A 26,874-nucleotide genomic window follows, 5' to 3' on the forward strand; every position below is an offset into this window, starting at 1 on the left:
ATCCCATGACTATCCAAGCAATCTGGTTCGACTTCGGTGGTGTGTTGTCGCCTTCCATCGACGAGTTGTACCGCGTCTATCAGCAAAATACCGGCATCAGCCGCATTCAGATGGAGGCCGCCATGCACGCCGTGGCCAAGCCGCTGAATGTGCAGTTCCAGGCGCCCATCGAGCTGGCCATGATGACCCAGGTCGAATGGGGGCAGGGCATGAGCAAGGCATTGTCCGAGCTGTATCCGGGAATCGATTTGAGCCGTTGCGATTTCGATAACCATGGCGAGCAGTGGTTTTCCCCGCACAGCGTCAACGAGCACATGTTCGAGCTTTTCCATGAGGTGAAAGCCGCAGGCCTCAAGGCGTGCATCCTTACCAACAACGTCGTGGAGTGGGAGACACCTTGGCGGCGCATGGTGGGCCTGGATGATGTCGCGGACAGCATCGTCGATTCCTGCAAGGTCAAACTGCGCAAGCCTGACCCGAAGATTTTTGCCCTGGCCGCCGATCGGATCGGTGTACCGGCCGCCAGCTGCGTGCTGATCGACGATGTCGAGGAAAACTGCGAAGCCGCGCGAGCCGCCGGCTGGCACGCCATTCTGTTTGTCGACAGCCACCAGACCCAGCAAGCCGTGCGTGCGCTCATCGGCGAGGCACAACCCCGTGCACAGGCAGGTGCCCGATGAACATGCGCGTCCATCCCAGCGTGCTGGATATCCCCAACCTCGATGCCGCACCCTATTACCAGGCCGTGGGCTGGCAGGATCAATTGCCGCAGATCAAGTTGCCCAGCGGGCACGTCGCCATTCATCTGACCGGGTACGCCGACTGCAAGGCATTTCTGGCTGACCCGAGCATCAGTCGAACCCTGTGCAACATCGAAGACGGCCCGACTTTTCTCCCTGGCCCGACTCAACCGGAACTGTTGCTCAACCTGGACAACCCGGCCCACATGCGTTCGCGCGCGACCGTCACGCGGGCTTTCAGCAAACGTGGCCTGGAGAGTGTGCGCCAGCATGTGACCACGGTAACCGTCGAGAGCATCGAGCAGATGCGCCAAGGGGTGACGCCGCCGGACCTTTTTGCTTCGGTGCTGGAGCGGCTGACGTCATCGACGGTGTGTCACATCCTGGGCATTCCCGAAGAAGACCGGCTGCTGTTCCGGCCTTGGAGCCAGATGATTCAATCGGCTCCGCCGGACGATATCGTGGGCATCGAGGTGGCGGTCAAAGCCAGTTTCGATTACATGCTGGACTTTGTGCAGGGCCGCCGGGAGGCACATCCGGACGGATTTATTCGCCAATATGTCGACCAGCGCCACACCTTGGAAGACCCGCTGAGCGATCGGGAATTTGTCGGGGTGCTGCTGGGGATTCTGTTGGGGGGCGACCATAACGCCTTGAGCGTCATGACTAAAAGTCTCTACACCTTGTTGTGCGCGCCGTCGCTGTGGCGGTACCTGCGCGAAAACCCCGATCGCGCACCGCAGTTGATCGAAGAGCTCATTCGATTGATTCCCATTGGCAAGCTATCAGCGTTCCCGCGGATGACCACCCAGGCTCTGCAAACCAGCCGCGGTGTGATTCCCGCGAATACGACGGTGTATGCCAACGTGTTCCTCGCCAACCGCGACCCCAGTGTGTTCAACGCTCCTTTGCTGATCAATCCCGAGCGTCAGGACAAGGCTGCGCATATGCAATTTGGCCATGGCATCCACAGCTGCATGGGGCCGGCCCTGGCACGCCTGGAAATAGCCACGGTGCTGTCGACCCTTGTACAGGCGTTACCCGACCTGGAACTGGCCTGTGACCCGACGTCGATCCGCTGGATCAACGGTACGGTGCTGCGCCGCCCCGACGAACTGCCCGTGCGTTTCTGATGCCATTTCAATCAAGGGAAAAAAGCCATGATCTTTAAACCGCTGATAAACGGATTTGCGCAGTTTTCGAATCAGATCTTTCTGAATGACCCTGAACAGTCCTACACATATGCCCAGTTGAACGACGAAATCGGTGTCCAATTGGAGTGGCTCGCCGGTCATGGCGTGGCCAGGCAAGCGGTGGTTTTCATGAATGGGGACTTTTCGTTCACAGGCATCGCGCTGTTCCTGGCGCTGTACCAGAACGGCAACATTATTGCCCTGAACACCGCTGAAACCCCGGCGGAAATTCAAAACAAGCAGGCGGCGGCAAACCCCGAGTTCGTGATTGATATCGAAGCCCGCCAGATCCGGGCTTGTACCGTTGCCCAAGCTCCGCAAAACCCCATGATCGGTGAGCTTAAAAAACAGGCGCATGCGGGCCTGATTCTGTTCAGCAGCGGCACCACTGGCAAACCCAAGGCGATGTTGCACGACCTCGACCGATTAGTGGGTGAGTTTGCCGATAAGCGATCGCGTCGTCTCGATATCTTTCTGTTCCTGTTGTTCGATCATATTGGTGGCATCAATACGCTGTTGAACATTCTTTCCATTGGCGGAACGGCCACGATCGCCGCCAGCAAAACGCCGGACACCGTTGCCAGCCTGATTGAAAAGCACCGCATTACCGTGCTGCCGACTTCACCCACTTTCTTGAACCTGATGCTGATCAACCAAGTGTTCGATACCTACAACCTCAGCAGTTTGCGCATGATCACCTATGGCACGGAGCCGATGCCGGAGAGCTTGTTGCTCAAACTGCGTGAGCGCCTGCCCAGGGTGAAGTTCTTGCAGACATTCGGTACCAGCGAAACAGGTATCATCAACACCAGTTCGTTGTCGTCCGATAGTCTGTACATGCGCTTTCAAGAAGGATCAAGTGAGCACAAGATCGTCGACGGCGAGCTCTGGCTGCGCAGTGCGACGCAAGTCATGGGCTATCTGAACCACTCGATGGACAGCTTCACCGAAGACGGCTGGTTCAAAACCGGCGACCTGGTGGAGGTCAATGCCGACGGTTACCTGAAAATCCTCGGTCGCAGTAAGGAAATCATTAACGTCGGAGGCGAGAAGGTCTACCCGGCGGAAGTCGAATCCGTGCTCCTTCGTCATCCACAGGTACGTGATTGCAAGGCGTACGGTGAGGCCAACGGCTTGACCGGCCAGTTCGTCGCCGCGCACATCGTCCTCGACAGCGACTACGGAGACTCGACGGCAACGGTGCTGCGCGATATCCGGCACTTTGCCCGGCGGCTGATGGACGCCTACAAGGTACCGGTACGCTTGAAGTCGGTGGACGCCATCCAATATTCGACGCGTTTCAAAAAGCTGCTGATCGATTGAGTGCGGCGTGCCCTGAAGGAGCGATCAGCCACCTTCAGGGCTGCTTATCAACTGTGTTTCACCGAGAAAATCAATGAACGCGCGGGTCTTGGGGGACAGCAGGCGGCTTGGCGACCAGACAATCCAGAAGTCCCCCTCCAGGCTCAATTCGGGCAATACCCTGATCAGTTCATGGCTGGCCAGGTACTCCTGGATGACGAAGTCAGGCAGATAGGCCAGGCCCAAGCCATTACGGCAGGCTGCCAGGACCGCTTCCACACTGTTCATGACCACGGTGGTTTCCAGGCTGATCTTGATGGTGTCGCCATTGACCTTCAGCCACCACGGCTGAAGCTTGCCGTTGGAGGGGAATTTGTAGGCGATCCCCTTGTAATGCTGGAGATCCTCGACGTTCTTTGCCGTGCTGTAGCGCTGTAGGTAGTCGGGCGCTGCACACAAAACAAACCGGAAGGTGCAGATTCTTTTCGCCGCGAGGCTGGAATCGGGCAACTCGCCGCTTCGGATCACCGCATCAAAGGCTTCGTCGACCACATCGACCAGTCGATCGCTGAAGTCCAGGTCCAGTTCGATTTCGGGATAGCGCTGGTAAAACTCGCGCAACATTCCTGAGATCAGCCGATAGCCCACGGCGGGCAAACTGATCCGCAGACGCCCCCTGGGACGGGTCTTGGAATGGGAAAGCGCAGCCTCGGCATCCTGCAATTGCTGAAGCAAGGTCCGGCAGCGACCAAAAAAGTCCAAGCCTTCGCTGGTCAGACTGATCTGTCGGGTACTGCGATGGAACAAGCGCACGCCAATCCGCTCTTCAAGACGGCTGACACTTTTGCCCACGGCAGAAGACGAGATGCCCAGTGCCCTGCCCGCCAGGGTAAAACTTTGATTTTCCGCTGCCCGCACAAAGGCAATCAACCCGCTCAGATTATCCATATTCCGTGTCCGCCCACTTTTTTTGGGGAGGGGTCGATCGCTACAGATCTATTGAGGCTTCAGATCCAACGGGTCAAAAAGGGGAAGCATCGGCGCTTTTCCCAGGAGTTAAACAGTATTTCTTCACCTGTTTATCGATTTGAAGTCTGCCGTGACGTCACTAAGAGAGCAACCATTTTGTCGGGAAGCGTGGATGTGGAGGTGGTTTGGGTGGCGGGGAGGGCTTCACCCCGTGTGTCGTTGCTGCGCATCAGCATCCGGAAACTACATAGTTGATATTGAATCGCATTGTTTTCGGGCATCAGACACCAAGGCAAATTTGCCGGCCATGGCATTCGCCACGGTGTTCTTTGCCTGATAGGAATAGGCAATGCTGCAAGGCAAATCGGCATAGGTGAGGCGCCTGCCGATGGCTACCATGGCGCACACCAACCGATGGGAGTTCGTCATGAATGGTATAAAAACCCTGTTCATCACCGGCGTCAGCAGCGGCTTCGGCAACGCCCTGGCCCAGGAAGCCCTGGCGGTCGGGCACCGGGTCATCGGCACCGTGCGCAGCGAGGCGGCCTTGCAGGCTTTCGAACAACTGTCTGCCGAGCGGGCCCACGGCGTTCTTTTGGATGTCACCGACTTCGCCCTGATCGACAGCGTGGTCGCCGCCACAGAAGCCGCTCGCGGCCCGGTCGATGTGCTGGTCAATAATGCCGGCTATGGCCACGAAGGCATTCTCGAAGAGTCGCCGCTGGAAGAAATGCGGCGTCAGTTCGACGTCAATGTGTTTGGTGCCGTGGCGGTGACCAAGGCGTTCCTGCCCTATTTCCGCCAGCGCCGCGCTGGGCATATCCTCAACATCACGTCGATGGGGGGCACCATCACCATGCCGGGCATCGCCTACTACTGCGGGAGTAAGTTCGCCCTGGAGGGGATCTCCGATACCCTGAGCAAGGAGTTGCAACCGTTCAACATCTTCGTGACGGCCGTCGCGCCCGGTTCGTTTCGAACGGACTGGGCCGGTCGTTCGATGCAGCGCACCCCGCGCAGCATTGCCGACTACGATGCCAGTTTTGACCCGGTTCGCCAGGCACGTCAGGAGAAGAGCGGCAGGCAACTCGGCGACCCGCACAAAGCGGCGCGGGCGATGTTGCAGGTGATCGCCAGCCCGACCCCGCCTGCCCACTTGCTGCTGGGTAGCGACGCCTTGAACCTGGTGCGCGACAAGCTCAGTCGTGCGGCCAGTGAGATCGATCAGTGGGAGGCGCTGACCCGTTCGACCGACGGCTGAGCGACCCGCGCAAGGAGAAGTGGATGACCGAGGCTGATCCGCGCACCGCGCGCATGGTGACGTTGATGGAGCGGCTGGCGCCGGTGGAAGGCTACAACCTCAGCGCCCTGGAGGACGTGCGTTTCCTGCGTTCGAACCGGCCATTGAGTCGCACGCCGGTCTTGTATGACCCCGGCATCGTCATCCTGTGCCAGGGGCGCAAGCGCGGTTACCTGGGGGATGACGTCTATGTCTACGATGCCCGGCATTATCTGGTGGTGTCCGTTCCCGTGCCGTTCACCATGGAGACCGACGCCAGCGAGGCGCAGCCCATGCTGGCGGTGTATATGCGCCTGGACCTGCAGCTGGCGAGCGAGTTGATGTTGCAGGTCGACGAAGCCCTCGGCCCGAGCGATGCCCCGCCCAAGGGCATGTACGCCTCGCCCATGGACGAGGGCTTGTGCGCCTCGACGCTGCGCTTTCTTGAAGCCATGAGCACACCGGGTGACGCGCACATTCTCGGGCCAGCGCTGGTGCGGGAAATCTACTACCGCATCCTCACCGGCGAGCAGGGCGGCTCGATGCGCGCGGCGCTGAGTCGCCAGGGCCACTTCGGCCAGATCACCCGCGCGATCCGCAAGATCCACAGCAGCTACCCAGAGCGCCTGGATGTCGAGACTCTCGCCCGCGAAGCCAATATGAGCGTGCCCAACTTCCACCTGCACTTTCGCAGCGTGACAGACGCCTCGCCCATGCAATACCTCAAGTCGACACGCCTGCACCAGGCGCGCCTGCTGATGCTGCGCAACGCCATGAACGCCAGGGCGGCGGCGTTCAGCGTGGGCTACGAAAGCGCCTCCCAATTCAGCCGTGAGTTCAAGCGCCTGTTCGGACGAACGCCTCAGGCTGAGGTGCAGTGGATGAAGGCGACGTATGCGTTGCCGGCGCCGGTGGGGGCGTCGGTTTATGTGGCGTCGCATTAGGCTTCGGGTGAGTTGGCCAGGGCTGTCGTCGCACGTCGACGAGGCGCGGTAGATTGCTTTGTTCAACACGGTTACCAGCTTGCAAGTGGCTGCTGGTGTGCAGGGATAAAGGACGCTAGTGCCGTATCAGGTACCTCACAAGTATTCCGTTTCGTTAGGTCGCAGTGATTTGTGCTCTCTCATGCCCGAGCTCACGGCTGATAATTTGTCGAGCAATACGGTCTTCAGAACGCTGCACTGGGGTCAATTCTCTGGAAGAGATTCCTCCTGCCGCCGGTGCCTACCACCCTGTCAAAGCTAAGTAACGGCTCTGTGCAAAATGATGACGTAGCCCATGCATAGGGCTTTGGCCTGCTTGCACTGATCATCGTAAATGTTTCTTTGCTGGATATACGTTTTCTGAGCTGGGATTAATGAGCCGGCTCCCGCTAGCTGATGTGCCGCCTTCGGCACCTCGCACTGTAGTGAAGTAGCGATGGGCAAAGCGCGATACGCGCACCGTCGTCCGTGAACCCTTGAGGAAAATTTGATCTCCTTGATCCGGGACTGTCAGATTTTTTGTGTTCGGGCCGGTAGCGGCCTGCCGTCAGGCAGGCCTTGATTTCACCAGGTCGGCCTGATGAACCGATCTCCGTACAGAATCGCAAATTGATTCATTGCACTTTTCCAATCATGCGCCGCCGAGCCCCAGTTTGCTGTGATGTTGCGCAGCCCCAGCCAGATCAGTTTGGTTGCAGCGTCGTCGCTCGGAAAGTGACCACGGGTCTTGATGATCTTGCGTAGCTGAGCGTTGATGCTCTCGATGGCATTGGTGGTGTAGATCACCTTGCGGATCGCGGGCGGGAAAACAAAAAATGGAATCACTCGATCCCACGCCCGTCGCCAGGCCGCCACAACCGTTGGATATTGCTTGCCCCAGGGCCCGCGCTCAAATTCATCCAGAGCCTGTTCCGCCGCTTGTACATTGATGGCCTGATAGATCGGTTTGAGGGCCTTGGCCAGTTCTCGACGCTTGTCCCAGGCCGCATAATCAAGGCTGTTGCGGATCAGATGCACGATGCAGGTCTGCAATGTTGTTTCCGGAAATACCGCGCTGAGGGCCTCTGGCATGCCTTTTAGGCCATCGGTTACGGCAATCAGCACGTCCTCGACGCCGCGCGTCTTGAGGTCGTTGAATACCTTCATCCAGAACTTTGCCCCTTCGGTGTTCTCGATCCAGATACCCAGGATGTCGCGTGTCCCGTCGGGTAAAACGCCCAGCGCCAAGTAAATCGCTTTGTTGCGAACCAGACCTTCTTCGCGAATTTTGACCCGCAGAGCATCAAAGAAAATGACCGGATACATCGGCTCTAGGGGACGCTGTTGCCAAGCGCCAATCTCTTCCATCACCTCGTCGGTCACGGAGCTGATGAAGTCAGGCGAAACATCCGTCCCGTACTGCTCGGAAAGAAACGCCCGGATCTCTCTGACCGTCATCCCACGGGCATACATGGCGATGATCTTGTCGTCGAAACCGGTGTAACGGCGCTCATGCTTGGGAATAAGAATGGGCGAAAAACTGCCCTCTCGATCACGCGGGATATCCAGCCGGAGCGGGCCATCACCGGTCAGCACCGTCTTACCGCTCTTGCCATTGCGCTGGTTGGTTTCATCCTCTGGACGCTGCGCGCCCGGAGGATAGCCCAGGTGATGGCCCAGCTCAGCGCTCAGGGCACGCTCGATCAGCGCCTTCTTGAACGCCGCAGAGGCCTCTTCGATGGCCTCCGCGGTCATCAGCGGGGCGGCGGAAAACTGCTCAAGAAGCTCTTTCGGGACTTTCGGTAATTCTCGAAGCGGTTTCTTTTTGGTTGGCATACATGCACCTCTTACTCATGTTATGCCCGAACACAAAATTTCTGACACCCTCCTTGATCCGACTACAGAAGCTGGCTATCCACCTCGCTATAGGACATTAGGATTTCCTTCGGTAGAGCAGTTTAATCGCCTCACTGCCTTGTGATCGCTGCTCAACTAATCTGACGCACTACGATGGAGGTATGAATGCCCGACACTTACAGCGCGCATGATCATGCGAACCGCAATCAGGCAGAAATCCTCATTAGCAACGATTGCGCTTGCTTTGGTTGCTATGCGGTATTTCCTGCTTCTGATGTGACACGGTTTACTGAGACCACGGAATGGTGTCCAAAATGCGAGGCTTTCAGCACGGTCGTTGGCGATGCCTCCGAGCTGCCTTTGGATCGAGAGTTTCTGGAGGCAGTTCACGATCATTGGATCGGGCCTCAAGATTGGTTAGATGAGATGGCGGCGCAGACTCATGCGATCGCAACTGCTGTTTACAGGCAGGCAAGCACAACGATGGATGAGGAACGAGCTCGTCCTTGGTGGAAGTTTTGGCGATGAGTACAAGGTGATGACGGCGAGTTTTACTCTTCAGGACACTGAGAGCGACAGATCGCCAAAAAATCCAATCATAGTCCCGTGCAGGACCGTCCTGAAGGGCTGCTTTAGGTTACGGATTCAACCGGTCGACGCCACACAACGGTATTGCAGAGCGGGCGAGCCCTTACAATTGTCTCGGAAAATACATTTTTCAGAGCCGTCTAGCCAAGGAGCTAAGTGTTGAGAAGTATTGGGATACTGCTGTTGCTCTATTGCATGAATGTTTTCGCCATAGAGTCGTCGCTTGAGCACTACACCAACGCTAATAGCGCCCGTGCGATTGGCATCACTCAATTGGATAGCGCGACAATTCTTGCTGAGGAGGCGCGGCTCGCACCTTTGGCCAGTGACTTGTTACTCCAGGTCAAACCCATGATCCGAGAAGGCGGCAGCGGTGCGGCGATTCAAGATTATGTGTTGAAGCAATTCGAACGTTACGGTTGGCTGCCAATGCTGGTGGGCTACAAAGGCTATACGGCGGCGGTGCCGGTTTCGGTGAATAACCAAGTGGGTAACGCACTGCCTACTGATACGCCGTTCCCGACCGCAGCCTTAGTAAAAGTTGAGTTGATTGCCGCATCGGCCCAGGCCCATGTCGCCCAGGTATGGACATTCGCCACCCCCAACGCGACCGAACAGCAGCGTCAGTTATTGGCAACAGCCCGTAGCGCATTGCGCAGTGGCGTTGATCAGGTTCGTGCTGGCGAGCGGCTGTTCAATGTGGGCCAGGCCATTCAACAGGTGCTTGATGCCAACCAGGCGGTCGCGATTCATGAATTGGCGGGCTACGCCATGGGGCAGGCGCGGGTTCAGAAGCCTCAGGTGCTGGGTTACAAGGGCAACGTTAACGATGACACCCTCATGCAACCCGGGCAGGTGCTGAATGTTTATGTGATCGCGAAGGCTGGCGCCTTCGGGGTGCGGTACCAGCCGCCTGATTTTTGGACCGTCCTCACCCAAGACGGCGCGGACAGCGTCATGCTGTCGGCGATGGTGGAGGTGACGGTTGACGGGCACCGGCTGCTGAGTAGATTGGTCGACTAATCGCCGTTCGCCAAGTAGTAGAGGAGGTATCCGAAGTACGCCAACGAACCGGTCGAAATTCTATCTTGAGTACATTCTCATCCGAGGAGCCTGCCTGAGCAGCTTGATGACGTGAGGCGCATTGATTTCAGCCGGGGTAATTTGAATTTGTAAAGTAAGCTATTGATTTATCGCCTTATTTTATATATTTATTTTTGGCTGGAATACCAAATGGAATACTGCACTCTGCTGATCACCCGTTTGCGTTCAATATGATTATCAGTGGCGTCGAATGACCAGCACACCTCGCAACGATATCGGCAGAGACGCGAGTGCCGTTGGGGCCTTCAAGTCATAGAGAACAGTATTGGTAGTGATGCCCGCATGGTGAAGTAATCACCGGCCAATCGTGCAGAGCTGACCTTCTTCTGACTGTCCTTTGCTGGGGAAAGTTGATCTCAATGCGATTCAGCAGTCCCACGATCTACGCTTGCGTTTTTGCCTCTTCTCTTATTCATCGTCGAAATAATCACGGTCTAATGCAGGAAGTCTTATCAGTCGTGAGGTAACCCCGACCTCATGATCCATCATCAAATTCACCAGGCGGCTGCCGTCCACGAGTACGATTCCTTCAACGGACTTGGCGAAATCAATAGCATGGGCGGTGAAGCCAGAAGTGGTGATGAATACGCCGCGCTTTGCTTTCTGCCCTGCGAGAGCTCCATAGAACGCCTGCAACTCAGGCCGGCCAACCGTGTTTTGCCAGCGCTTGGCCTGGACGTAGACCTTCTCAAGCCCAAGTTTGTCGAGCGAGATAATGCCGTCGATACCTGCGTCGCCCGAGCCACCTACACGCTGCAGGTCATTACGACTGGCGCCGTAGCCCAGGCGGTGCAGAACATCCAGCACAATCACTTCAAAGCGGTTTGGAGTCACCTGTAATAGGTTATCCAGTAAATCGACGGCGGTAGCTTCGCGCAATTCTTGCAACGCCTGCTCAAGACGGTCGTCGGGACTAGCAGTGGCTGAAGTGATGTCAGGCTCAATTTGAGTCTGATCATCCAAGGGGGCGGCATCGGTTGCGACTTTCAACTTCACATTCATATAGCCGATAGCCAAATGTTCCACTTCTTCGTGAGGGAGTGGCGCCGCGTTCCTTTCAGCATAGGTTATTCCGGCGTCCGTCAGCTTCCAATATCCACGCTTTGCGCTGCCGGACAAACCTGCACGTTTGAGTCGGTCATGCGCCCAACCTGCGCGGTTTTTGTAGGTCGCCTGACCGCTGGCGATCAGTTCTTGCCGTTGCTCTTCGGTCAGGTGCAGCGTTTTCGCCGCAGCCTCCTGGGCATCCCGCGTAGGCGCGCCTTCTGGCTTGGTCGCTAAAAAACGCAGCACTGGTTCGATGAACTGGTCGTAAGTGGGAACGGGCATTTTGCCTTCCTTTGGCGGAGGTATTTATTGGGTTGAGTAACCTGAGCAGCTTGCAGGAGTAGGTGAAATCTTGGCAGACCAGTTGAGCAGTCTCGACGAGCGTAGTGGGGTATCCTATGGCATTTTTTGCACGGACATCTTTCAGTTGCTTCGCTGCACCCAATTCGCACTCCGCTCGACGTTGTGACAGGAACCAAAATACCTATGGCAAGCGCCAAATTAACACTCGCACGGCTTGAAAATCTGTTGCTGACAGCCTGTGATGACCTACGTGGCAACATGGATGCCAGCGAGTACAAGGAATACATTTTCGGCATGCTGTTCCTCAAGCGTGCCAGCGATTTGTTCGATCAGCGCCGCGAAGAGATTGCCGTAGAAGGCAAGGCCGCAGGACTGAGCGATGCCGATATCCAGCTCAACCTAGAAGATCCCGATCAGTACTCCGGCAAGTATTTTTTCGTGCCGGAGCGGGCTCGATGGAATCAGGGCTGGGTCGATAGCACCTGGAATCTGCATCCGGCTCTCAAGCACGTTAAAGAAAACGTTGGCACGGCCCTCAATAAAGCGCTTGAGGCATTGGAAGAGGCCAACCCCGAGGCTTTGCAGGATGTGCTTAAACACATTAACTTCAACAAAAAAATCGGCCAGAACACGCTGGATGACGACACTCTGGTCAACTTTATTCAGAACTTTGAAAAAATTCCGCTGCGCGACGAAGACTTCGAATTCCCAGATCTACTGGGCACTGCTTATGAATGGCTGATCAAGCACTTTGCCGACTCTGCAGGCAAGAAGGCCGGTGAGTTTTATACCCCGGCCGAAGTGGTGCGTATCTGCGTCGAAATCTGCGACCCTCAGGAAAGCATGAGTGTGTATGACCCCACGGTGGGGTCGGGCGGCATGCTGATCCAGGCGCGTGATTACCTGCGCGAGTGCGGCGCCGATGCCTCCGAGCTGGCTTTGTATGGCCAGGAAAAGATGGGCACCACCTGGTCCATCTGCAAAATGAACATGCTACTGCACGGCATCTCCCACGCAGTGATTCGCCAGCAAGATACCCTGCGTGAGCCGCAACACCGAGATGAGCGTGAAAGTGACCATCTCAAGCGTTTCGACCGTGTGTTGGCCAACCCTCCATTCAGCCAGAACTACATCAAGAAGGACATCAAATTCCCTGGCCGCTTCCCGGTGTGGATGCCCGAAAAAGGCAAAAAAGCCGACTTGATGTTTGTGCAACACATGTTAGCCGTGCTCAAAAGCGATGGCCGGATGGCGACGGTAATGCCCCATGGCGTGCTGTTTCGCGGCGGTGAAGAACGTGAGGCGCGCAAATATTTCATTGAAAAGGGCTATCTCGAAGCAGTACTTGGCCTGCCGAGTAACCTGTTTTACGGTACCGGAATCCCTGCCTGCATTCTGGTACTGAATAAGGCAGGGGCGGCCGAGCGTGACCATGTGTTGTTTATCAACGCCGACCGTGAGTACCGTGAAGGCAAGGCCCAGAACCATCTACGGCCCGAAGACATCGACAAGATCGTCCATGCTTATCGGGCCGGGGAAGATATTCCTGGCTATGCACAGCGGATTCCGGTGGCTGACATTCGTGCGGAGGACTTCAACTGCAATATTCGACGCTATGTGGATAATGCTCCGCCGCCCGAGCCCCATGACGTGCGAGCCCATCTGCACGGCGGTGTGCCGGTCAGCGAGATCAATACGCTTGAGCATTTCTGGCAAAACTATGCCGGTTTGCGTGACAGTTGTTTTGTACCCCGCGCTTTACCGGTCAGCGGCGTAGCCTATGCCGACTTTTCAACTGAGCTGCAAGATAAACGGACTATTGCCGAGTACGTTAACGCACACCCTGGGGTTACCCAGCGGCAGTCCCAATTTATGACCGAGCTGCATAGTTGGTGGCAGCAGCACTTGCCCATCGTCGAAGCACTGGCGCCGGACACCACGAACCAGCAAGCACGTGCCAACAATGTCTATCAGATGCGCGCCACTTTGCTGGATAGCATCGAACGCACCTTTGCTGGTCAGCACCTCCTGAACCGCTACCAAGTGCGCGGTGCTTTCGCCAACTATTACAAGCACCTGGCCGCCGATTTTAAATCCATTGCTGCCAGCGGTTGGGGCCCAGAGCTGATCCCCAATGAGGATATTCTGCAAAGCCAGTTCCCCGAAGTATTGACCGAACTGGAGCAGCAGCACAGCCGTCTCGCCGAACTGCAAGCACTATTTTCTGCTGCTAGGGAAGAAGATTTTGAAGATATGGATGGCAGCGGTGTGCTACCAACAGATGAGGTGAAAACTCTCAAGGCCAGCCTGAAAGAAGCTCGTGGTTTGATGAAATTGGCTAAGCGTGATACCAGTTTTGGCGACTGGCAAAGTCACCAGAGTGAGGCAGAGCGCATTGAGGCCCAACTGGCCGGCCATAAAGCGCTGGAAGACGAAGCGAAAAGCCTCAAGGCCTTGATCAAGGCGACCGAGCAAAGCCGAGATGAGTTGGTGGAAAAAGCCCGAGAGAAGATCAGCAGCGACGAGGCTCGCGTGGTGATTGTCGAGCGGTTGGGCAAGGTGCTGTTGAATAGCTACCAACAATATCTACGTGCCGACCAACGCGCTTGCATCTCAGCCATTGAAAACTTGTATAGCAAGTACGCAGTAACGGCAAAAAAAATTCAGGCCGAACGGGATGAGACAGAGGCGGCGCTGCAGGCATTTTTGGTGGAGCTGGGGTATGAATGAGCTGCGGACCGAATTGCTGGGGCAAATTGCTAATATCCGAAGAGGAATAACATATTCTGAGGTGACCCTCCGGGATAGCCCGGAGGATGGGCTACCCTACATCAATATGAAATCTTTTCTTAAAGATGGAGGGTACAATCAGTTCGGACTCAAGTATTACGCTGGATTTTATACGGCTGCCGATATTGCCAACTACTGTGATCTTCTGATCGCCAATACAGACGTAACTCGAGATGGCGACATCATTGGCGTTCCCGCCCTTTTGCCTGATGAACTGCAAAAAAATGGAGCTCTGTTTTCTCATCACGTTACTAGGCTCGTGGTCGGCACGAGGCTGAGTGTCAAGTATCTTTACTATTTGCTATGCACCGACGAGTATCGGCGCGCAATGAAGAAGTATGCTCGAGGGACAACGGTTTTGATGCTCGATATGAATGGGATTAAGCGTATACCCATTTGCTATAGGGTTTCGAGAGCAAAGCAAGAAAAAGTCGTTGATATATTGGAGGCTGTTGACGCAAATATCGAAAAAACCCAAAAGCTTATTGTAAAATATCAGCAGATTAAGGCTGGTTTGATGCATGATTTGTTCACCCGAGGTGTGTTGCCCAACGGTCAACTGCGCCCATCCCGTGAGCAAGAGCCGGAGTTGTATAAAGAAACAGCAATTGGGTGGATTCCTAGAGAGTGGGACTTACAGCGCTGTGCTGATTTGTGCACACGAATCTGTGTCGGAATAGTGATCCAGCCAACACAGTACTATGTAGAGGAGGGTGTTCCTGCTTTCAGATCGGCTAATGTTCGTGAAGTTGGTATTGATCCAAGCAATCTTGTTTATATATCTGCAGTGTCTAATCAGTTGCTTGCAAAAAGTCAGGTAAAAGCTGGGGATATTGTTTCTGTTCGCACTGGCTATCCAGGTACAAGTGCGATTATTTCTCCAGAGTTTGAAGGTGCGAATTGCATCGATATTCTTATTTCGACGCCAGGCGATAAAATTAACTCGGAGTATCTTTGCTACTGGATAAACTCATCTTTTGGGAAGGGTCAAGTTCTTCGTCAGCAAGGTGGGATGGCGCAGCAGCACTTTAATGTTGGGGAAATGCGAGAGTTGCTAGTCGCTCTTCCGAACGCAGACGAGCAAATAAAAATCAGAGATAAGATCGATGCCGTAGCGAGTAAACTGGCGATTGAACGAGCTTTTTTGGAAAAGCTAAGAACTCAAAAGCTCGGTCTAATGCATGATCTCCTAACTGACAAGGTCAAAGTCGATACCCCCGAGCGCGATGATGCCCGACAAGTTGCTCGTTTACCTCAATGATTCTCTGCGCCAATGCACGGGGGGGAGAGCGTATCGAATATAAGGCGGGCTGGAATCTGGACGCCATTCTTCGCACGCTTCGCGCCTTTGCCAATGACGTTGAAAGTCTGGGCGGCGGGTATATGGTGATCGGGTAGGCATTGCGATGCCAGCGGTCATCCATTGTTTCCACTGATGGGACTGGCCAACAATCAGTTGGCCATAATTTAGCAGAAATTGCTGGCGGCGTGTCAGTTGATACAGTCGGCTTACTTTCCGGTGCCAAGTGTGGAACTGGTAAGGTGATCGTACTATGGGCGCCGGCCTCTGTAATGGTCACGCAGAAAAGTGGGTACTACTATCCCAGACAATCCAACAATCGGTTGCTACGTTACCACCCGACCGCCACAGGCCAGCAATGGTTGCAGGCCAATAGCCAAAGAAGCACGCTATGAGTGAGTACAGCGAAGTCGAACAACCCTTTCTGCAGCAGCTGGCAGAACAAGGTTGGACGGTGATAGACCAAGGAACAGGTGTTCCGCAAAGCGCACACGGCAGCTTGCGGACCCACTTTCGTCAATGGTTGTTGCCCGAAGTCTTCAATAGCGCCGTCCGGGAGAATAATCGCACGGATGAAGATCTGCCGTGGCTGACCGATCGGCAGCTGGACGATTTACGCGGCCAAGTGTTGCGTCAGCCCAACCGCACACTATTAGAGGCAAACGAAGCGATTCAGGCTTTGCTGTTTAAGGCGCAGGTGGATGTGAATGAGCTGACTGGAGAGGCCGATCCTATAGTGCGGCTGATCGATTTCAAAACACCTGAGAATAACCAGTTCCACGCTATCAATCAGTTCCGTATTGATACACCAGGGTGCGTAAAGGACTTCATCGTTCCGGACATTGTTCTGTTCGTGAATGGCATCCCCCTCGGAGTGGTGGAGTGCAAGAAAGCCTCTCAAACCTGCGCCAATCCGATGCAGGAAGCCTTTGTGCAGCTACAGCGTTATATGCGCAAACGTCCGGATTCCCAAAGTGCTGGGCTAAAGGAGGGTGAACCGGGCCTGTTCCATAGCAACCTGCTACTGATCCGTAGCAGTGGTCTGCAAGCAGACTACGGCACCATTACCTCAGAGGCGGAGCATTTCTATACCTGGAAGACGCTCTATCCGAAGGACGATGCGGGACTCGAAGGATTAAACCCGCAGCAGCAACTGATCGCGGGAATGTTGAGTCGAGCCAACCTGCTGCAGATCCTGCGCACCAGTTCGGTGGTGATGGACACCGATGGTGGCCCTCGGGTGAAGGTGGTATGCCGCTACCAGCAATTTCGCGCGGCTAACAAAGTCATGGAGCGTTTGCGTAACGGCGCTACGGCCAAGGCGCGCAGTGGTGTGGTATGGCACACCCAAGGTTCGGGGAAGTCACTGACGATGGTGTTTCTGGCGCGGATGCTGCGGGCCAGCCGCGATCTCGCCGACTACAAGATCGTGCTGGTCAATGATCGGCACGATCTGGAGGAGCAGCTAGGTAAAACCGCAACCTTGATTGGTGGTCGGGTCAATGTGATCGAGACACGTCAAGCGTTACGGCAACACCTGGCCACCGAAAGTTCTGACATCAATATGGTCATGGTTCACAAGTTTCAGGAACACAAGCAGACCCTGAGTAATACCGTGGCTGAGGCGTTGGGTACCTACCTGGCTATACCGGCAGGCAAGACTTTTGGTGTGGTAAACCCTTCGGAGCGGATCATCCTGATGATCGACGAGGCGCACCGAACTCAAAGTTCGGACTTGGGTGAAAACCTGTTTGAGGCTTTTCCCAATGCCACTCGCTTGGCCTTCACCGGCACTCCGTTGCTGACCGAGCGCCACGGTGAGCGCAAAACCCGCAAACGCTTTGGTGAGTACATCGACACTTACCGGCTGATGGACGCGGTCAAAGATGGCGCCACCCTGCAGATCTTGTATGAGGGTAAAACGGCTGATAGTGCGCTGAATGAAAAACATGCGTTTGATGAGGCCTTTGAAGATCTGTTTCGTGACCGCAGCGAAGAAGAGCTGCTGGCGATCAAAAAGAAGTATGGCGCTACCGGCGACATCCTGGAGGCCGAGAACCGCATCAACGCGATTGCCCGCGACCTAGTTAAGCATTACGTCGACAACATATTGCCCAACGGTTTTAAGGCGCAGGTGGTGTGCCATTCCAAGCTGGCCTGTGTGCGCTATCAAGCAGGTATCAAAGCGGCGTTGTCCGACCGCATCAAACAAGAACAGGCCCGGGCAATGCCTGACGCAGAACTGATCCAACGGTTGAGTTTTTTGAAAACAGCCGTCGTGGTGTCGTCAGACGGCACTAACGAGGCGGCGTTCATCACTGATGCGCGCAAACAGGCCGTGCGGATGAACGCGGTTGATAATTTTTGCCGTAATTTCGATTTTGACGATTCGGACAAAGAACACACCGGCATCGCGTTTTTGATCGTCTGTGACATGCTGCTGACGGGCTTCGATGCACCCATCGAGCAGGTGATGTACATCGACAAGAAACTGCGCGAGCACACCTTGCTTCAAGCAATTGCCCGTACTAACCGGGTCAAGAGGGGCAAGCAGCGCGGCTATATCGTCGATTACATCGGCTTGGCCAACCATCTGACCGATGCGCTGACGCTGTACGCGGCCAGTGATGAGCTACAGGAACTGCAGGACGGTATGCAAAACATTACCTCCGAGTTGCCGGTGTTGGAGGAGCGTTATCAGCGTTTACTCCAACATTTCACAACCTTGGGTGTGAATAACATCAAGGCCTTTGTCACGGGTGCTTTACCAACATTGGATGCCGATGCAGCGGTGGTGCATGAGGCCGTCAAGGCCCTGAAGGATGAAAAGCAACGGGCGGATTTCGAGGTTTACCTCAAGAAATTTTTGATGAGCCTGGACATCATTTTGCCTCACTCATCTGCACAGCTCTACCGCGTCCCCGCCAAGCGTTTTGGTTATATCCTGCAAGTCACCAAGGAGCGCTACAAAGATTCCAGCCTCGATTTGGGCAGTGCAGGTGAAAAAGTGAAGGCGTTAATCAACGAGCACTTAATTAGCCTGGGCATTAACCCCAAGATTGAACCGGTGGAGCTATTAGCCGAGGACTTCCTGGAGAAACTCAATGCCCATGCTGGTAAAAACAGTGAGGCCAAAGCGAGTGAGATGGAGCATGCCATCCGTAAGCATTGCACTGTCCATCATGATGAGGATCCATCCTTCTTCAAGAGCCTGTCGGAAAAGGTTGATGCCCTCATTGAGAAGCACCACGACGAGTGGGATTTGTTAGCGGAAAAATTGGCCGAACTTAGAAGCCAAGCTGTCGCCGGCCGACAGCAGGGCGAAGAGGGGATGAGTAAGGAGGTGACGACCTTCTACGAGCATATCGTCCAGGTTGGCTTTCCAAATGGCACAGTTGAAGGTGGGGATAAACCCAAGTTCAAAGCATTGATGGGCGTTACGGTGGAGATTTTGCAGGAAACCATTGCCAGCATTGATTTTTGGCAAAATCCGGACAAACAAAAGCGTGTTCGAGGACTGCTCAAGGCTGAAATCACTAAAGCGGGTATCGAGGAACTCAAGCAGAATCGTGAACGCGTGGCAATTGAAGTCATGAAATTGGCCAAGAACCGTCATGATGAGCTAATCCGAGCCCTGCGCCGTGGAGACGCATAATGCAACGTCGTCAGGTTAGAGATATCGAGTATCAGTTACTGCCAGGCTCAGACCGCCAGACTACAGATATCGTGATTGAGCGAGATGGTTTGATAACAGTGCGCCCGCCCAGGCGTATGACCCCTGAGCAGGTGGATGAAACCGTACTCAGCAAACGTATGTGGATCTATCGCAACCTTGCCGATTGGCGTGACCTCAACGCCACTCGCGTGACACGTGAGTGGGTCGGTGGCGAGTCTTTTCTGTACCTGGGCAGTAGCTATCGCTTGCAGCTGGTGCAAGAGCAGGATGAGTCCCTGAAACTCAAGGATGGACGGTTCTGCCTGTTGCGCTCTGTTGTAGAAAAGGGGGGGCACGAACTTGCGCAGCAGACCTTTGAATCCTTCTATAAGGAAAAAGGTCTTGCTCGGCTGAGCAAGCGGGTCGCTTTCTTCGCCAGCAAGGTGGGGGTGACGCCGGGCAATGTTCACGTCAAAGATATCGGTTACCGCTGGGCATCCTGTCTGAAAAACGGAGATTTGCATTTTCACTGGAAGTGCCTGATGGCTCCGCTGACCATCATTGACTACATAGTCGTTCATGAGTTGTGTCACTTACATCATCGCGATCATTCTGATGCGTTCTGGAACGAGGTAGACAAGGTGCTACCCGACTATCGCGACCGGAAGGAGTGGCTGCGGGGCCGTGGTGCTGGTCTGGACCTTTAACGAGTAAGCGAAGATTTGCCTTTGCATGCACGTGCCATCTCAACTTTCCCCAGACGTCTGACGATCAGTAGTACGCTCTCCTTCAGGTAAAGCTGCGCAACCCAGCGTTTGACTGTCTCCACCATCTACCTTGCCGCACTGACACGCTGCCTTGGAGTCTGGGAGCCAAGCCGCCCAAAGCTGGAGCTTTGTCAAATTGACCCAGCCTAGTGTTTGGCTAGAGTGCACCGTGCCAGCATTGTGCTACTCTGCGCACGGTTGCGGCGAATCATCCGCTGCCAAGCCAGGGAGCGGCCACTGATGCACAATCGCGAGCGACAGCTACGGTTTCGCCAATCCGTGATGAAGTTTGAGCTTTATATAATATCGCTCTGGCTCCTATTTGTCTTAATGATCGTTGTCAAAGTTAATTTTCCGATTTGCTTTGGTGCGGATTGTCATTACATCGGTACCAAGACGTTAATCAGTACCAATGTTCTTCCGATTATATCCTTGATATTGATTGCGGTCGTTGCGGTCTGCTACTTTCGATTTAAATACAGATTGCAGTCCAATGTCGGCTTGCCAGTTGTTGCGAAGAAAGTTGAGGACTTGAGTTACGAACATCTGACCTTCCTGACGACCTATATTGTCCCCCTGATTTGTTTTAATCTAGATAATATTCGTTACATCATGGCTTTGTTCATATTGCTGATTGTGATCGGGCAGATTTACGTTAAAACCGATAAGTTTTACGCTAATCCTACATTGGCAATATTGGGCTTCAGGCTATACAAAATTGAGGTCGGCGGTGTCAGCAAGGTATTGATTACGACTCACCGAATCGCCGAGTCAGACAAGATTGTTTTTTCTACAATTGACGAGAAGTTCGTATCTGGAAGGAAAGCATGAGCATTGAGGCACTGAGTCTGACCGCACAAACCTTAGCAAACGACCCTCAAACTGTGGGGATCATGTTTTTCATTTTGAAGCAGCAAAACCAGTTTGTTGCTCGGAAGGTGGAACTATCTGCCGTTGCCCAAGCCGCACTTACCGTTGAAGTGAAGCTTGAACTGGGAGAGTTTTTTGAAGGCAGCTACGTATTGAGAGATCTCACCGCCGCTGACCAGCGTCAGGATGCCATTTACCGTTACAACCTTCAAAACTATCCTCCACAAGTGGAACGGCTCATTGAGACGCTTGACGCAGCCGCCGCGATCCCTGACTTTAATCACGCTAACGACCAGGTTACCGACCTTAAGGCCATCGTGGTGGTACTTGGCAATGGCATCGATACCTTGGCAATCTATAAGCATCATTACCCAACAAATACCTTTCGACGGAATGGCTTCAGCTTATTACGCGTGGGTATAGGTCAGGATCGATTCGAAAAGCTGAATCAAGATATTATACGAATGGGTCACACGATTGACTTTGTTTACGACGGCGCTGAGGTATTCGTTACCAACTTCAAAATTCTTGAAAAATTCTTTGGTTACAAAGAAGCTATGAAAGCTGACGCGATTGTTAAGCTTGAAACACTTACCGGTCGCGATATCATTGAAGATATCTCCCTGCTAAGAGAAAGAATTAGTGTTCAAGGTGATGTGACGTTTGCCAAAAAGGTGATCAGAGCAATCGCTCATTCCAGGGTACTCGACACTGTTGGTAATGATCAGATTATTCAGTTCATTAAGCAGCACCACAGCCTCAGCAAGAAAATCAAAATCAACGACCTTGAAACTCGAATTATAATTGAAACCAAAGTTTCTCAGAATTTCTTCATGAAACTTCTTAATGACGACTACCTGAGGTCTGAGCTTACCAACTTTGAATATGACGCGGACAGTAAGGACTTGGTGGAGGCCCCGTAGGGGGCGTAGATCGGTAGGAGCCGCCGATAGCGCGACTCGCTATTTTTAATCAGAAGTACTGCGATCAACGAGTCGCTGAGTTGTCGCTAATTTCCTATATCCATTCGACGGTCTGCTTTTGGCCGTTTCTGCCCGACGCTACCCGTCGCTACCCTCGGCTGCGGGGAGTGGACTGGCTTCAGTTAGGCGTCGAGACTTTGGACGGTTATGTCTGGCCGGCAGTTTTCATTCGGATGCCGAGCTTATTGGTGCTGCACGCTTGTGTTGTTCCGGCTTCACATTTACGCTTTGCTCCGTCGCGGTCAATCCCGTGGCCGGGTGTCAGAACCTGAATTGTTCGAGGCGCATAGCGCCATAGCCAGCGATTAAGTGCTTACAGAGGCTTAGCTGCTGCTTTTCTATGGCGGTCCGTGCGGGGCAGGCTTCGGCCTGGCCGGTTCCCTCGGACGCCGGTTTCTGACCCCCGTACGGTCCGCCACCCATTTCGTGTCAGAACGGCTGGGTGGTCGGTTCCTTAACTGTCCGAGGAGATAAGGAAAATGTCCTGTCCCCCTTTTAAGCTCGTGCGCCGCCCTAGCCGTTTGTTTGGTCCCGCAAACTATCTCGGAGGATTCCGCGATGTTTGATCTCTCGCTTCTAATCGGCCTCCCCAAACCCAGCAGCATCGATACTGCATTGCTTTCTCCCGAAGATGCCGCGATTAAACTACGGCAGGCTGCCACTCTTCGGCTTAACGGAGCGCAGAGTATTCTGCTTCATTTTCCGCAAGACGTTGAGCTGGCGGTAGAGCTGTTGGATGACGCGGCAGTGCTGTTCGACAAGGCATTCCGATATCTGTCGGGTATCCCTGCTCAGCGCGTTCATCAACAGATTGGTGAGTATGTTTCAGTCCCTTCCGCTGAAGGCTGTCCCGGTATCCGAACACCATGGGGCAATGAATTCCGCCCGGTGATTGAGGACGGCGTTCGATGCGCTGAGAGCTGGCTCAATGGCTCATCATTGCCACTGTGGTGGGCACTGGCGCAAAACCGAAAGCATCATCGTCCAGGTGATCCGCAGGAGGCATTTGAAGCAGGTTTTCTGCTGCGGTTGCAGCAGACGCTGATCATGCGGCGTGAGTTCGCCGCCCAATCAACCAGCTTTGATGCTTGAGGCGGTCTTTGACGTTTGAGTTTTTGCTTTTTCCGCCAAACCCTCCGATCCAGCGATCTTTGATCGCGCCGATCGGAGGGTTCACTTGCTCTTTCTTGAAGCCACCTCGCACCACCCGCCCATTTCAAATGTGATTAGCGCCATTCCGTCGTTTACCCGTCAAAAATGACTCGCGATCGTTATCGAACGCAGTGCAGTTCCTGGGTCAGAGCGGAACTCGTCGTGGGGCCATGGCTAGAGATGTGGCGACAGCGGCGACAGCGGCGACAACCCATAAAGAACGGGGCCTGGAGCATGGCGACAAAAGTGGCGACAGTCGCCATTTTTTGAACGTTGTGGTCGTGACGCTTGACCGTCTTTTCGGGCGGGTATAACAATTGGCGCACGGATCGCTGTCGTTGACAGCACCTGCCCAGGTAGCCCGAACCTTCAAGGCTACGCCACTGGCGTGGTGGTTCTTCCGAAGTGTGATTAGCGTCCGGCGGCTCGCACGGTCACTCCCAAGAGTGATGGATGCCTACTCGACTGATCTGCCCAATGCGGCAGACGATAGATCTTCTTCGCTGCGCTGCAGCAACCTCATCTCTAGGCACACCTCGCTGCGCCAAACCGTGCCCGTCTCTTTCTTCTGGAAAGAGACGGGCACTCGTACCACTGCTGCAAGCCAAGTCGTACACGGTATTGCCGCAACTCTCCTCGTGACAATCGACCTGACAAATCCGATTCGTCGCCATTCGCAACCACACAACCACCGGTGCCGCAACCAATGGACAGGCTGCACCTGACTGACAGTCAGGCATGCCCCAGGTGGCCATGTTGTTGCCTTCTCTCACCCAGGATCTCCAGGTGCCGAAATCGTCAGTCGGCACAGCCTCCATCCGCCCGCATTTTCGGATGCGTCTAAGGAGGCCAGATTCATGGGTTCATGCCCTTGCTCTTGGTCGTAAGGAGCCGTGCGTTCCGCGTCAGTGAACACCTCACAGGCCGCAGGGGCCTTGATCCCTGATAACACTCAACAGCCGTGGCGGGAGTACGTGAGGATAACCAGCAATCACCGAGGAAAGGGCCCATGCAGCAGTTAGATCCGAAGCTTGAACTACCACGACCACCTCGACCGCTGATTGAGTCGAATTCCGTGGCCGAGCCCTATCCGGTGCAAGCGCTGGGCGGAATTCTTGGGCCAGCAGTCGAGCGCATGGCCGAAGTCATCGGCGTGCCCCAGGCGCTGGCCGCACAATCTGTGTTGGCTGCCTCGGCACTGGCTACCCAAGGCCATGCGGGGTTACAGCTCGACGGAAGAAATTATCCTCTGTCGCTGTACCTGATCACGGTGGCTGCGTCCGGCGATCGCAAAACGGCGGCAGATCGATGTGCATTACTGCCAGCACGGCAATGGGAGCGTGAACAGTGGCAGCGCTACCGCGAACAACTCTCTCGGTACCGTGTCGCGCAGCGGCAGGCGCAGCGTATCAACCCTGCCGAACCCGATCCCAAAATAAACGTACCGCTCGAAGCAGAGCCATCTGCCCCAAGACTTATCACCACAGACCCAACCATTGAGGCCCTGATCAAAGGGCTCTGTCATGACTTGCCGAGCATGGGCCTGTTCTGTGACGAAGGCGGACAGTTCCTCGGTAGCAGCACCATGAGTCGGGACAACCGTTTAAAAGCGGTCACGACCTTGTCGTCACTCTGGGACGGTAGCCCGATTGATCGCGCGCGCTCCATGGCCGGCGAAAGCCTACGAGCCTACGATCGGCGCGTGAGCCTGCACCTGATGCTGCAACCGTATTTGGCCATGCAGTTACTCAGTGACCCGTTGCTGCAGGGGCAAGGCATCCTCGGTCGCTGCCTGATGACCTGGCCCACTAGCCTGGCTGGACAGCGCAGTTATCAGTCTGTCGACTTGTCCAAGGACACTGCCCTAAAGCGCTATCACTACCGTCTTTCGGCCCTGTTTCATCAGCCGTGGTCACTTTCTTCTGACGGTGCTCTACAGCTATCGCCGCTGACCCTCAGTCCGTTAGCCCGCCGTCGCTGGATTGATTTGCATGATGCTATCGAGGCCCAGTTGGGTGAGTTTGGCGAACTGGCCAGCGTGCGGCCCAGCGGATCGAAGGCCGCCGACAACCTGCTCCGCGTCGCCAGTATCCTAGCCGTCGTGGAGGAGAGCGGTGTTGTAGAGGTTGACCATATTCAACGGGCCTCCGCTTTAGTCGGCTACTACCTCACCGAGATCCAGCGCCTGACCGAACAGGAATCGGTATGCCGGGTAAAGGAGGAGGCGGACCGCCTGCTGCGCTGGCTGCAGGTCAAGGATTGGAAGCGCTTCAGTATTCGAGAGCTGAATCGCAACGGTCCTCGCTTTGCCCGCAAGAGCAGCCGTCATGCCGCCAAGCTGCTGGTCGAGTTGATTGATCATCAGTGGTTGATCACCGATGGCCAAACCTTCGAGGTGCGCCATGTTCAATCTTGATGAAGCGCTGCGTAACCATCTGGCTCAGCGCCAAAAGGAACCGAAAGTGCGGTTTGTCGCCGCTAGTGTCGCCACTTTGTCGCCACGCTCAAAGCAAGGCAGGGCAAGGGTTGTCGCCGCTGTCGCCGATGTCGCCACTCTCCGGAAAACTATCACTTCGACGACAGCTATCATTCAATGGCTGAAAGAGGAAGGCGCGCAGCTCTACGTCGATGGCAATACGCTGTGTTTTCGCCCGACTGATTGGGACCAGTTCACCATCGTGAGTGCTCACTGGTCAGCCCTCTTGCATGCTCTCGCGGCAGTCGATCAGGAGCAGAAAAATGGCTCGCGTCGGTAAGCGAGCTGGACGCAATTTCGGCTTCGGTCGCCAGCTCAGCTATGCCGGACCGCAAGCCTTGAAAGATCTGTTTGGCGACGGTCATTTTGCTACCGTCAAAGCCCATAGCGATCGCTGGCAGGCATTCGTGCAATGGTGTCGATCCGATGAGGGGCCGGGACTCAATGACGCGCGCCAGATCGACCGTGAGATCCTCATGCGGTACGCCGTCCACGTGCGGGAGCAGGTTGATCAGGGCAACGTCGGCATCGCCACCGCGCAGAACCGTCTGTCCAGCGTCAACCGCACGATGGCCGCGCTGCGCGGTGATCAGTACGTCAAAATCCCGAGTCCGAGCAAGGCGCTGGGCTTGCAGCGCTCAAGCGTGCGTAGTGAGGCCCCGCTAGGCCAAGACCGTATGCAGGTCAGGCTGATTGCGCAAGCGCTGTCAGAGCGAGGCCAGCAACGAGTGTCCGCAATTGTGCGCCTGGCCCGGGAGACCGGCATGCGTTTGCGTGAGGCAATCTTGGCGGATCTGCCCCGACTGCAACGTGAGGCTCGGCAACTGGGCAAGATCAACATCCAGGATGGCACCAAAGGCGGTCGGTCAGGCGCGTCAGCACCGCGTTGGATCGCGGTCACTGATCAAGTTCGCGATGCTCTGGATATGGCCTGGGAGGCATCACCGAAGGGCAGTCGGAACCTGTTAACGTCCGATGAAAGCTACAAAGATTTTTTACAGGCAGTTGTTCGACCTGCTCGGGACATTCTGCATGAGCATGGATTGAAAGGCTTTCATGAGCTGCGAGCGGCTTACGCGTGTGAGCGCTATGAGCAACTGGCCGGCATTCCTGCTCCAGTAAATAGCGGTCGTGGTCATCGAGAAGATCGAGAGCTTGATCAGCACGCCCGTCAGCAGATCAGCCACGAGTTGGGGCATAACCGCATCGATGTGGTGAGTGCCTACATCGGAGGTCGGCGATGAAATCCGAGTTCAATATGGCGTTGTTTCTGAGTCCCGTGCTCAACGGTGCGCATGCCACGCGCCAGCGGCACATCAGGCAAGCAGAACGGATGCACGAGGTGATTCGTGAGCGCTGGAATTGTGCGACGCCATGGTCCTGGAAGGACAAACACCTTAGATGGTTTCTGGAGCACTACCTGCGATGCTCAGCACCAGCGACCGTCTACTACTACGAATTAACAGCAGGGTTGATCCGCCGCAGAAAGGCGCAAGTCGTAATTGTTTGATAGACGCTTTAAGCGTGAGCCCCTGAG

21 protein-coding genes and 1 pseudogene are annotated in these 26,874 nt (G+C 55.0%); 18 read left to right on the forward strand and 4 right to left on the reverse strand.

All coding sequences use genetic code 11. From position 1 onward, the window contains the following. The first annotated feature begins 5 nt into the window (after nucleotides 1-5). Genes KI241_RS03585 through KI241_RS03595 form a run of 3 tightly spaced genes read left to right on the forward strand, consistent with a single transcriptional unit; the run spans nucleotide 6 to nucleotide 3,256 of the window. Entirely contained in the window at nucleotides 6-680 is a 675-nt protein-coding gene (locus KI241_RS03585) for an HAD family phosphatase (RefSeq protein WP_212803384.1), read from the forward strand. Continuing rightward, entirely contained in the window at nucleotides 677-1,873 is a 1,197-nt protein-coding gene (locus KI241_RS03590) for a cytochrome P450 (protein WP_212803385.1), read from the forward strand. Before KI241_RS03585 ends, KI241_RS03590 begins: the two co-directional genes overlap by 4 nt. A 27-nt stretch (nucleotides 1,874-1,900) precedes the next feature. Beyond that, nucleotides 1,901-3,256, forward strand: a complete 1,356-nt coding sequence (locus tag KI241_RS03595; protein ID WP_212803386.1) for a fatty acid--CoA ligase family protein — start codon at nucleotides 1,901-1,903, stop codon at nucleotides 3,254-3,256. Between the two features lie 24 nt (nucleotides 3,257-3,280). Here KI241_RS03595 and KI241_RS03600 read toward each other — a convergent pair whose 3' ends face one another. Continuing rightward, on the reverse strand, nucleotides 3,281-4,183 hold the full coding sequence (locus tag KI241_RS03600; protein WP_042728194.1) for a LysR family transcriptional regulator: 903 nt from the start codon (nucleotides 4,181-4,183) through the stop codon (nucleotides 3,281-3,283). Nucleotides 4,184-4,631: 448 nt separating this feature from the next. Here KI241_RS03600 and KI241_RS03605 point away from each other — a divergent pair, with 448 nt between their 5' ends. Next, the gene (locus tag KI241_RS03605) at nucleotides 4,632-5,465 is read left to right on the forward strand and encodes an oxidoreductase (protein WP_212803387.1); all 834 of its coding nucleotides are present in this window, start codon (nucleotides 4,632-4,634) and stop codon (nucleotides 5,463-5,465) included. Nucleotides 5,466-5,488: 23 nt separating this feature from the next. After that, entirely contained in the window at nucleotides 5,489-6,427 is a 939-nt protein-coding gene (locus KI241_RS03610; RefSeq protein WP_123578273.1) for an AraC family transcriptional regulator, read from the forward strand. A gap of 154 nt (nucleotides 6,428-6,581) precedes the next feature. Here the strand turns inward: KI241_RS03610 and KI241_RS27680 are convergent. Both KI241_RS27680 and KI241_RS03615 read right to left on the reverse strand, forming a co-directional pair. After that, a pseudogene (locus tag KI241_RS27680) lies at nucleotides 6,582-6,968 on the reverse strand (integrase); the annotation flags it as partial. Nucleotides 6,969-7,030: 62 nt separating this feature from the next. Continuing rightward, a complete protein-coding gene (locus KI241_RS03615; RefSeq protein WP_212802640.1) occupies nucleotides 7,031-8,281 on the reverse strand; it encodes an IS256 family transposase in 1,251 nt (416 codons plus the stop codon). A 186-nt stretch (nucleotides 8,282-8,467) separates the two neighbouring features. Between KI241_RS03615 and KI241_RS03620 the strand changes: the two genes are divergently transcribed. After that, nucleotides 8,468-8,830, forward strand: coding sequence for a hypothetical protein (locus KI241_RS03620; protein WP_053007398.1), 363 nt, complete (start codon nucleotides 8,468-8,470; stop codon nucleotides 8,828-8,830). A gap of 255 nt (nucleotides 8,831-9,085) precedes the next feature. Continuing rightward, nucleotides 9,086-9,913, forward strand: a complete 828-nt coding sequence (locus KI241_RS03625) for a M24 family metallopeptidase (RefSeq protein ID WP_212803858.1) — start codon at nucleotides 9,086-9,088, stop codon at nucleotides 9,911-9,913. Between the two features lie 489 nt (nucleotides 9,914-10,402). Here KI241_RS03625 and KI241_RS03630 read toward each other — a convergent pair whose 3' ends face one another. Then, nucleotides 10,403-11,323 (reverse strand): restriction endonuclease, encoded by a 921-nt coding sequence (locus KI241_RS03630; RefSeq protein WP_212803388.1) that lies wholly within the window; start codon nucleotides 11,321-11,323, stop codon nucleotides 10,403-10,405. A 204-nt stretch (nucleotides 11,324-11,527) separates the two neighbouring features. On the opposite strand from KI241_RS03630, the gene KI241_RS03635 reads away from it, so the two are divergent. The 11 genes from KI241_RS03635 to KI241_RS03685 all read left to right on the forward strand — a co-directional run bounded on the left by KI241_RS03635 (nucleotide 11,528) and on the right by KI241_RS03685 (nucleotide 26,847). Then, the gene (locus KI241_RS03635) at nucleotides 11,528-14,074 is read left to right on the forward strand and encodes a class I SAM-dependent DNA methyltransferase (protein ID WP_212803389.1); all 2,547 of its coding nucleotides are present in this window, start codon (nucleotides 11,528-11,530) and stop codon (nucleotides 14,072-14,074) included. Next, nucleotides 14,067-15,395 carry a restriction endonuclease subunit S gene (locus KI241_RS03640; RefSeq protein ID WP_212803390.1) on the forward strand — a complete coding sequence of 443 codons (1,329 nt, stop codon included), beginning with the start codon at nucleotides 14,067-14,069 and terminating at the stop codon, nucleotides 15,393-15,395. The genes KI241_RS03635 and KI241_RS03640 overlap by 8 nt, the downstream gene beginning before the upstream one ends. A 430-nt stretch (nucleotides 15,396-15,825) precedes the next feature. Next, nucleotides 15,826-19,089: an HsdR family type I site-specific deoxyribonuclease gene (locus KI241_RS03645; RefSeq protein ID WP_212803391.1), complete on the forward strand. Its 3,264-nt coding sequence runs from the start codon at nucleotides 15,826-15,828 to the stop codon at nucleotides 19,087-19,089. Further along, complete coding sequence (locus tag KI241_RS03650; protein WP_212803392.1) at nucleotides 19,089-19,796, forward strand: SprT family zinc-dependent metalloprotease; 708 nt, start codon at nucleotides 19,089-19,091, stop codon at nucleotides 19,794-19,796. Before KI241_RS03645 ends, KI241_RS03650 begins: the two co-directional genes overlap by 1 nt. 300 nt (nucleotides 19,797-20,096) lie before the next feature. Further along, nucleotides 20,097-20,687 carry an anti-phage protein KwaA gene (kwaA, locus tag KI241_RS03655; RefSeq protein WP_212803393.1) on the forward strand — a complete coding sequence of 197 codons (591 nt, stop codon included), beginning with the start codon at nucleotides 20,097-20,099 and terminating at the stop codon, nucleotides 20,685-20,687. Then, nucleotides 20,684-21,649 carry an anti-phage protein KwaB gene (gene kwaB, locus KI241_RS03660; RefSeq protein ID WP_212803394.1) on the forward strand — a complete coding sequence of 322 codons (966 nt, stop codon included), beginning with the start codon at nucleotides 20,684-20,686 and terminating at the stop codon, nucleotides 21,647-21,649. Before kwaA ends, kwaB begins: the two co-directional genes overlap by 4 nt. 618 nt (nucleotides 21,650-22,267) lie before the next feature. After that, nucleotides 22,268-22,801, forward strand: a complete 534-nt coding sequence (locus tag KI241_RS03665) for a LasR-specific antiactivator QslA (protein WP_212803395.1) — start codon at nucleotides 22,268-22,270, stop codon at nucleotides 22,799-22,801. Nucleotides 22,802-23,870: 1,069 nt separating this feature from the next. Then, nucleotides 23,871-25,277, forward strand: coding sequence for a YfjI family protein (locus KI241_RS03670; RefSeq protein WP_212803396.1), 1,407 nt, complete (start codon nucleotides 23,871-23,873; stop codon nucleotides 25,275-25,277). Continuing rightward, the gene (locus KI241_RS03675) at nucleotides 25,264-25,617 is read left to right on the forward strand and encodes a hypothetical protein (protein WP_212803397.1); all 354 of its coding nucleotides are present in this window, start codon (nucleotides 25,264-25,266) and stop codon (nucleotides 25,615-25,617) included. The genes KI241_RS03670 and KI241_RS03675 overlap by 14 nt, the downstream gene beginning before the upstream one ends. Further along, entirely contained in the window at nucleotides 25,601-26,581 is a 981-nt protein-coding gene (locus KI241_RS03680; protein WP_212803398.1) for an integrase domain-containing protein, read from the forward strand. Before KI241_RS03675 ends, KI241_RS03680 begins: the two co-directional genes overlap by 17 nt. Further along, a complete protein-coding gene (locus KI241_RS03685) occupies nucleotides 26,578-26,847 on the forward strand; it encodes a hypothetical protein (RefSeq protein ID WP_212803399.1) in 270 nt (89 codons plus the stop codon). Before KI241_RS03680 ends, KI241_RS03685 begins: the two co-directional genes overlap by 4 nt. Nucleotides 26,848-26,874: the final 27 nt, after the last annotated feature.

Source organism: Pseudomonas sp. Cab53 (assembly GCF_018325965.1).
GTDB classification, from domain to species: domain Bacteria; phylum Pseudomonadota; class Gammaproteobacteria; order Pseudomonadales; family Pseudomonadaceae; genus Aquipseudomonas; species Aquipseudomonas chlororaphis_E.

What these genes read in the sequence shown, in the direction of transcription:
- KI241_RS03585 (WP_212803384.1), top strand. Translation starts at nt 6, where the DNA reads ATGACTATCCAAGCAATCTGGTTCGACTTCGGTGGTGTGTTGTCGCCT.
- KI241_RS03590 (WP_212803385.1), top strand. Translation starts at nt 677, where the DNA reads ATGAACATGCGCGTCCATCCCAGCGTGCTGGATATCCCCAACCTCGAT.
- KI241_RS03595 (WP_212803386.1), top strand. Translation starts at nt 1,901, where the DNA reads ATGATCTTTAAACCGCTGATAAACGGATTTGCGCAGTTTTCGAATCAG.
- KI241_RS03600 (WP_042728194.1), bottom strand. Translation starts at nt 4,183, where the DNA reads ATGGATAATCTGAGCGGGTTGATTGCCTTTGTGCGGGCAGCGGAAAAT.
- KI241_RS03605 (WP_212803387.1), top strand. Translation starts at nt 4,632, where the DNA reads ATGAATGGTATAAAAACCCTGTTCATCACCGGCGTCAGCAGCGGCTTC.
- KI241_RS03610 (WP_123578273.1), top strand. Translation starts at nt 5,489, where the DNA reads ATGACCGAGGCTGATCCGCGCACCGCGCGCATGGTGACGTTGATGGAG.
- KI241_RS03615 (WP_212802640.1), bottom strand. Translation starts at nt 8,281, where the DNA reads ATGCCAACCAAAAAGAAACCGCTTCGAGAATTACCGAAAGTCCCGAAA.
- KI241_RS03620 (WP_053007398.1), top strand. Translation starts at nt 8,468, where the DNA reads ATGCCCGACACTTACAGCGCGCATGATCATGCGAACCGCAATCAGGCA.
- KI241_RS03625 (WP_212803858.1), top strand. Translation starts at nt 9,086, where the DNA reads ATGAATGTTTTCGCCATAGAGTCGTCGCTTGAGCACTACACCAACGCT.
- KI241_RS03630 (WP_212803388.1), bottom strand. Translation starts at nt 11,323, where the DNA reads ATGCCCGTTCCCACTTACGACCAGTTCATCGAACCAGTGCTGCGTTTT.
- KI241_RS03635 (WP_212803389.1), top strand. Translation starts at nt 11,528, where the DNA reads ATGGCAAGCGCCAAATTAACACTCGCACGGCTTGAAAATCTGTTGCTG.
- KI241_RS03640 (WP_212803390.1), top strand. Translation starts at nt 14,067, where the DNA reads ATGAATGAGCTGCGGACCGAATTGCTGGGGCAAATTGCTAATATCCGA.
- KI241_RS03645 (WP_212803391.1), top strand. Translation starts at nt 15,826, where the DNA reads ATGAGTGAGTACAGCGAAGTCGAACAACCCTTTCTGCAGCAGCTGGCA.
- KI241_RS03650 (WP_212803392.1), top strand. Translation starts at nt 19,089, where the DNA reads ATGCAACGTCGTCAGGTTAGAGATATCGAGTATCAGTTACTGCCAGGC.
- kwaA (WP_212803393.1), top strand. Translation starts at nt 20,097, where the DNA reads ATGCACAATCGCGAGCGACAGCTACGGTTTCGCCAATCCGTGATGAAG.
- kwaB (WP_212803394.1), top strand. Translation starts at nt 20,684, where the DNA reads ATGAGCATTGAGGCACTGAGTCTGACCGCACAAACCTTAGCAAACGAC.
- KI241_RS03665 (WP_212803395.1), top strand. Translation starts at nt 22,268, where the DNA reads ATGTTTGATCTCTCGCTTCTAATCGGCCTCCCCAAACCCAGCAGCATC.
- KI241_RS03670 (WP_212803396.1), top strand. Translation starts at nt 23,871, where the DNA reads ATGCAGCAGTTAGATCCGAAGCTTGAACTACCACGACCACCTCGACCG.
- KI241_RS03675 (WP_212803397.1), top strand. Translation starts at nt 25,264, where the DNA reads ATGTTCAATCTTGATGAAGCGCTGCGTAACCATCTGGCTCAGCGCCAA.
- KI241_RS03680 (WP_212803398.1), top strand. Translation starts at nt 25,601, where the DNA reads ATGGCTCGCGTCGGTAAGCGAGCTGGACGCAATTTCGGCTTCGGTCGC.
- KI241_RS03685 (WP_212803399.1), top strand. Translation starts at nt 26,578, where the DNA reads ATGAAATCCGAGTTCAATATGGCGTTGTTTCTGAGTCCCGTGCTCAAC.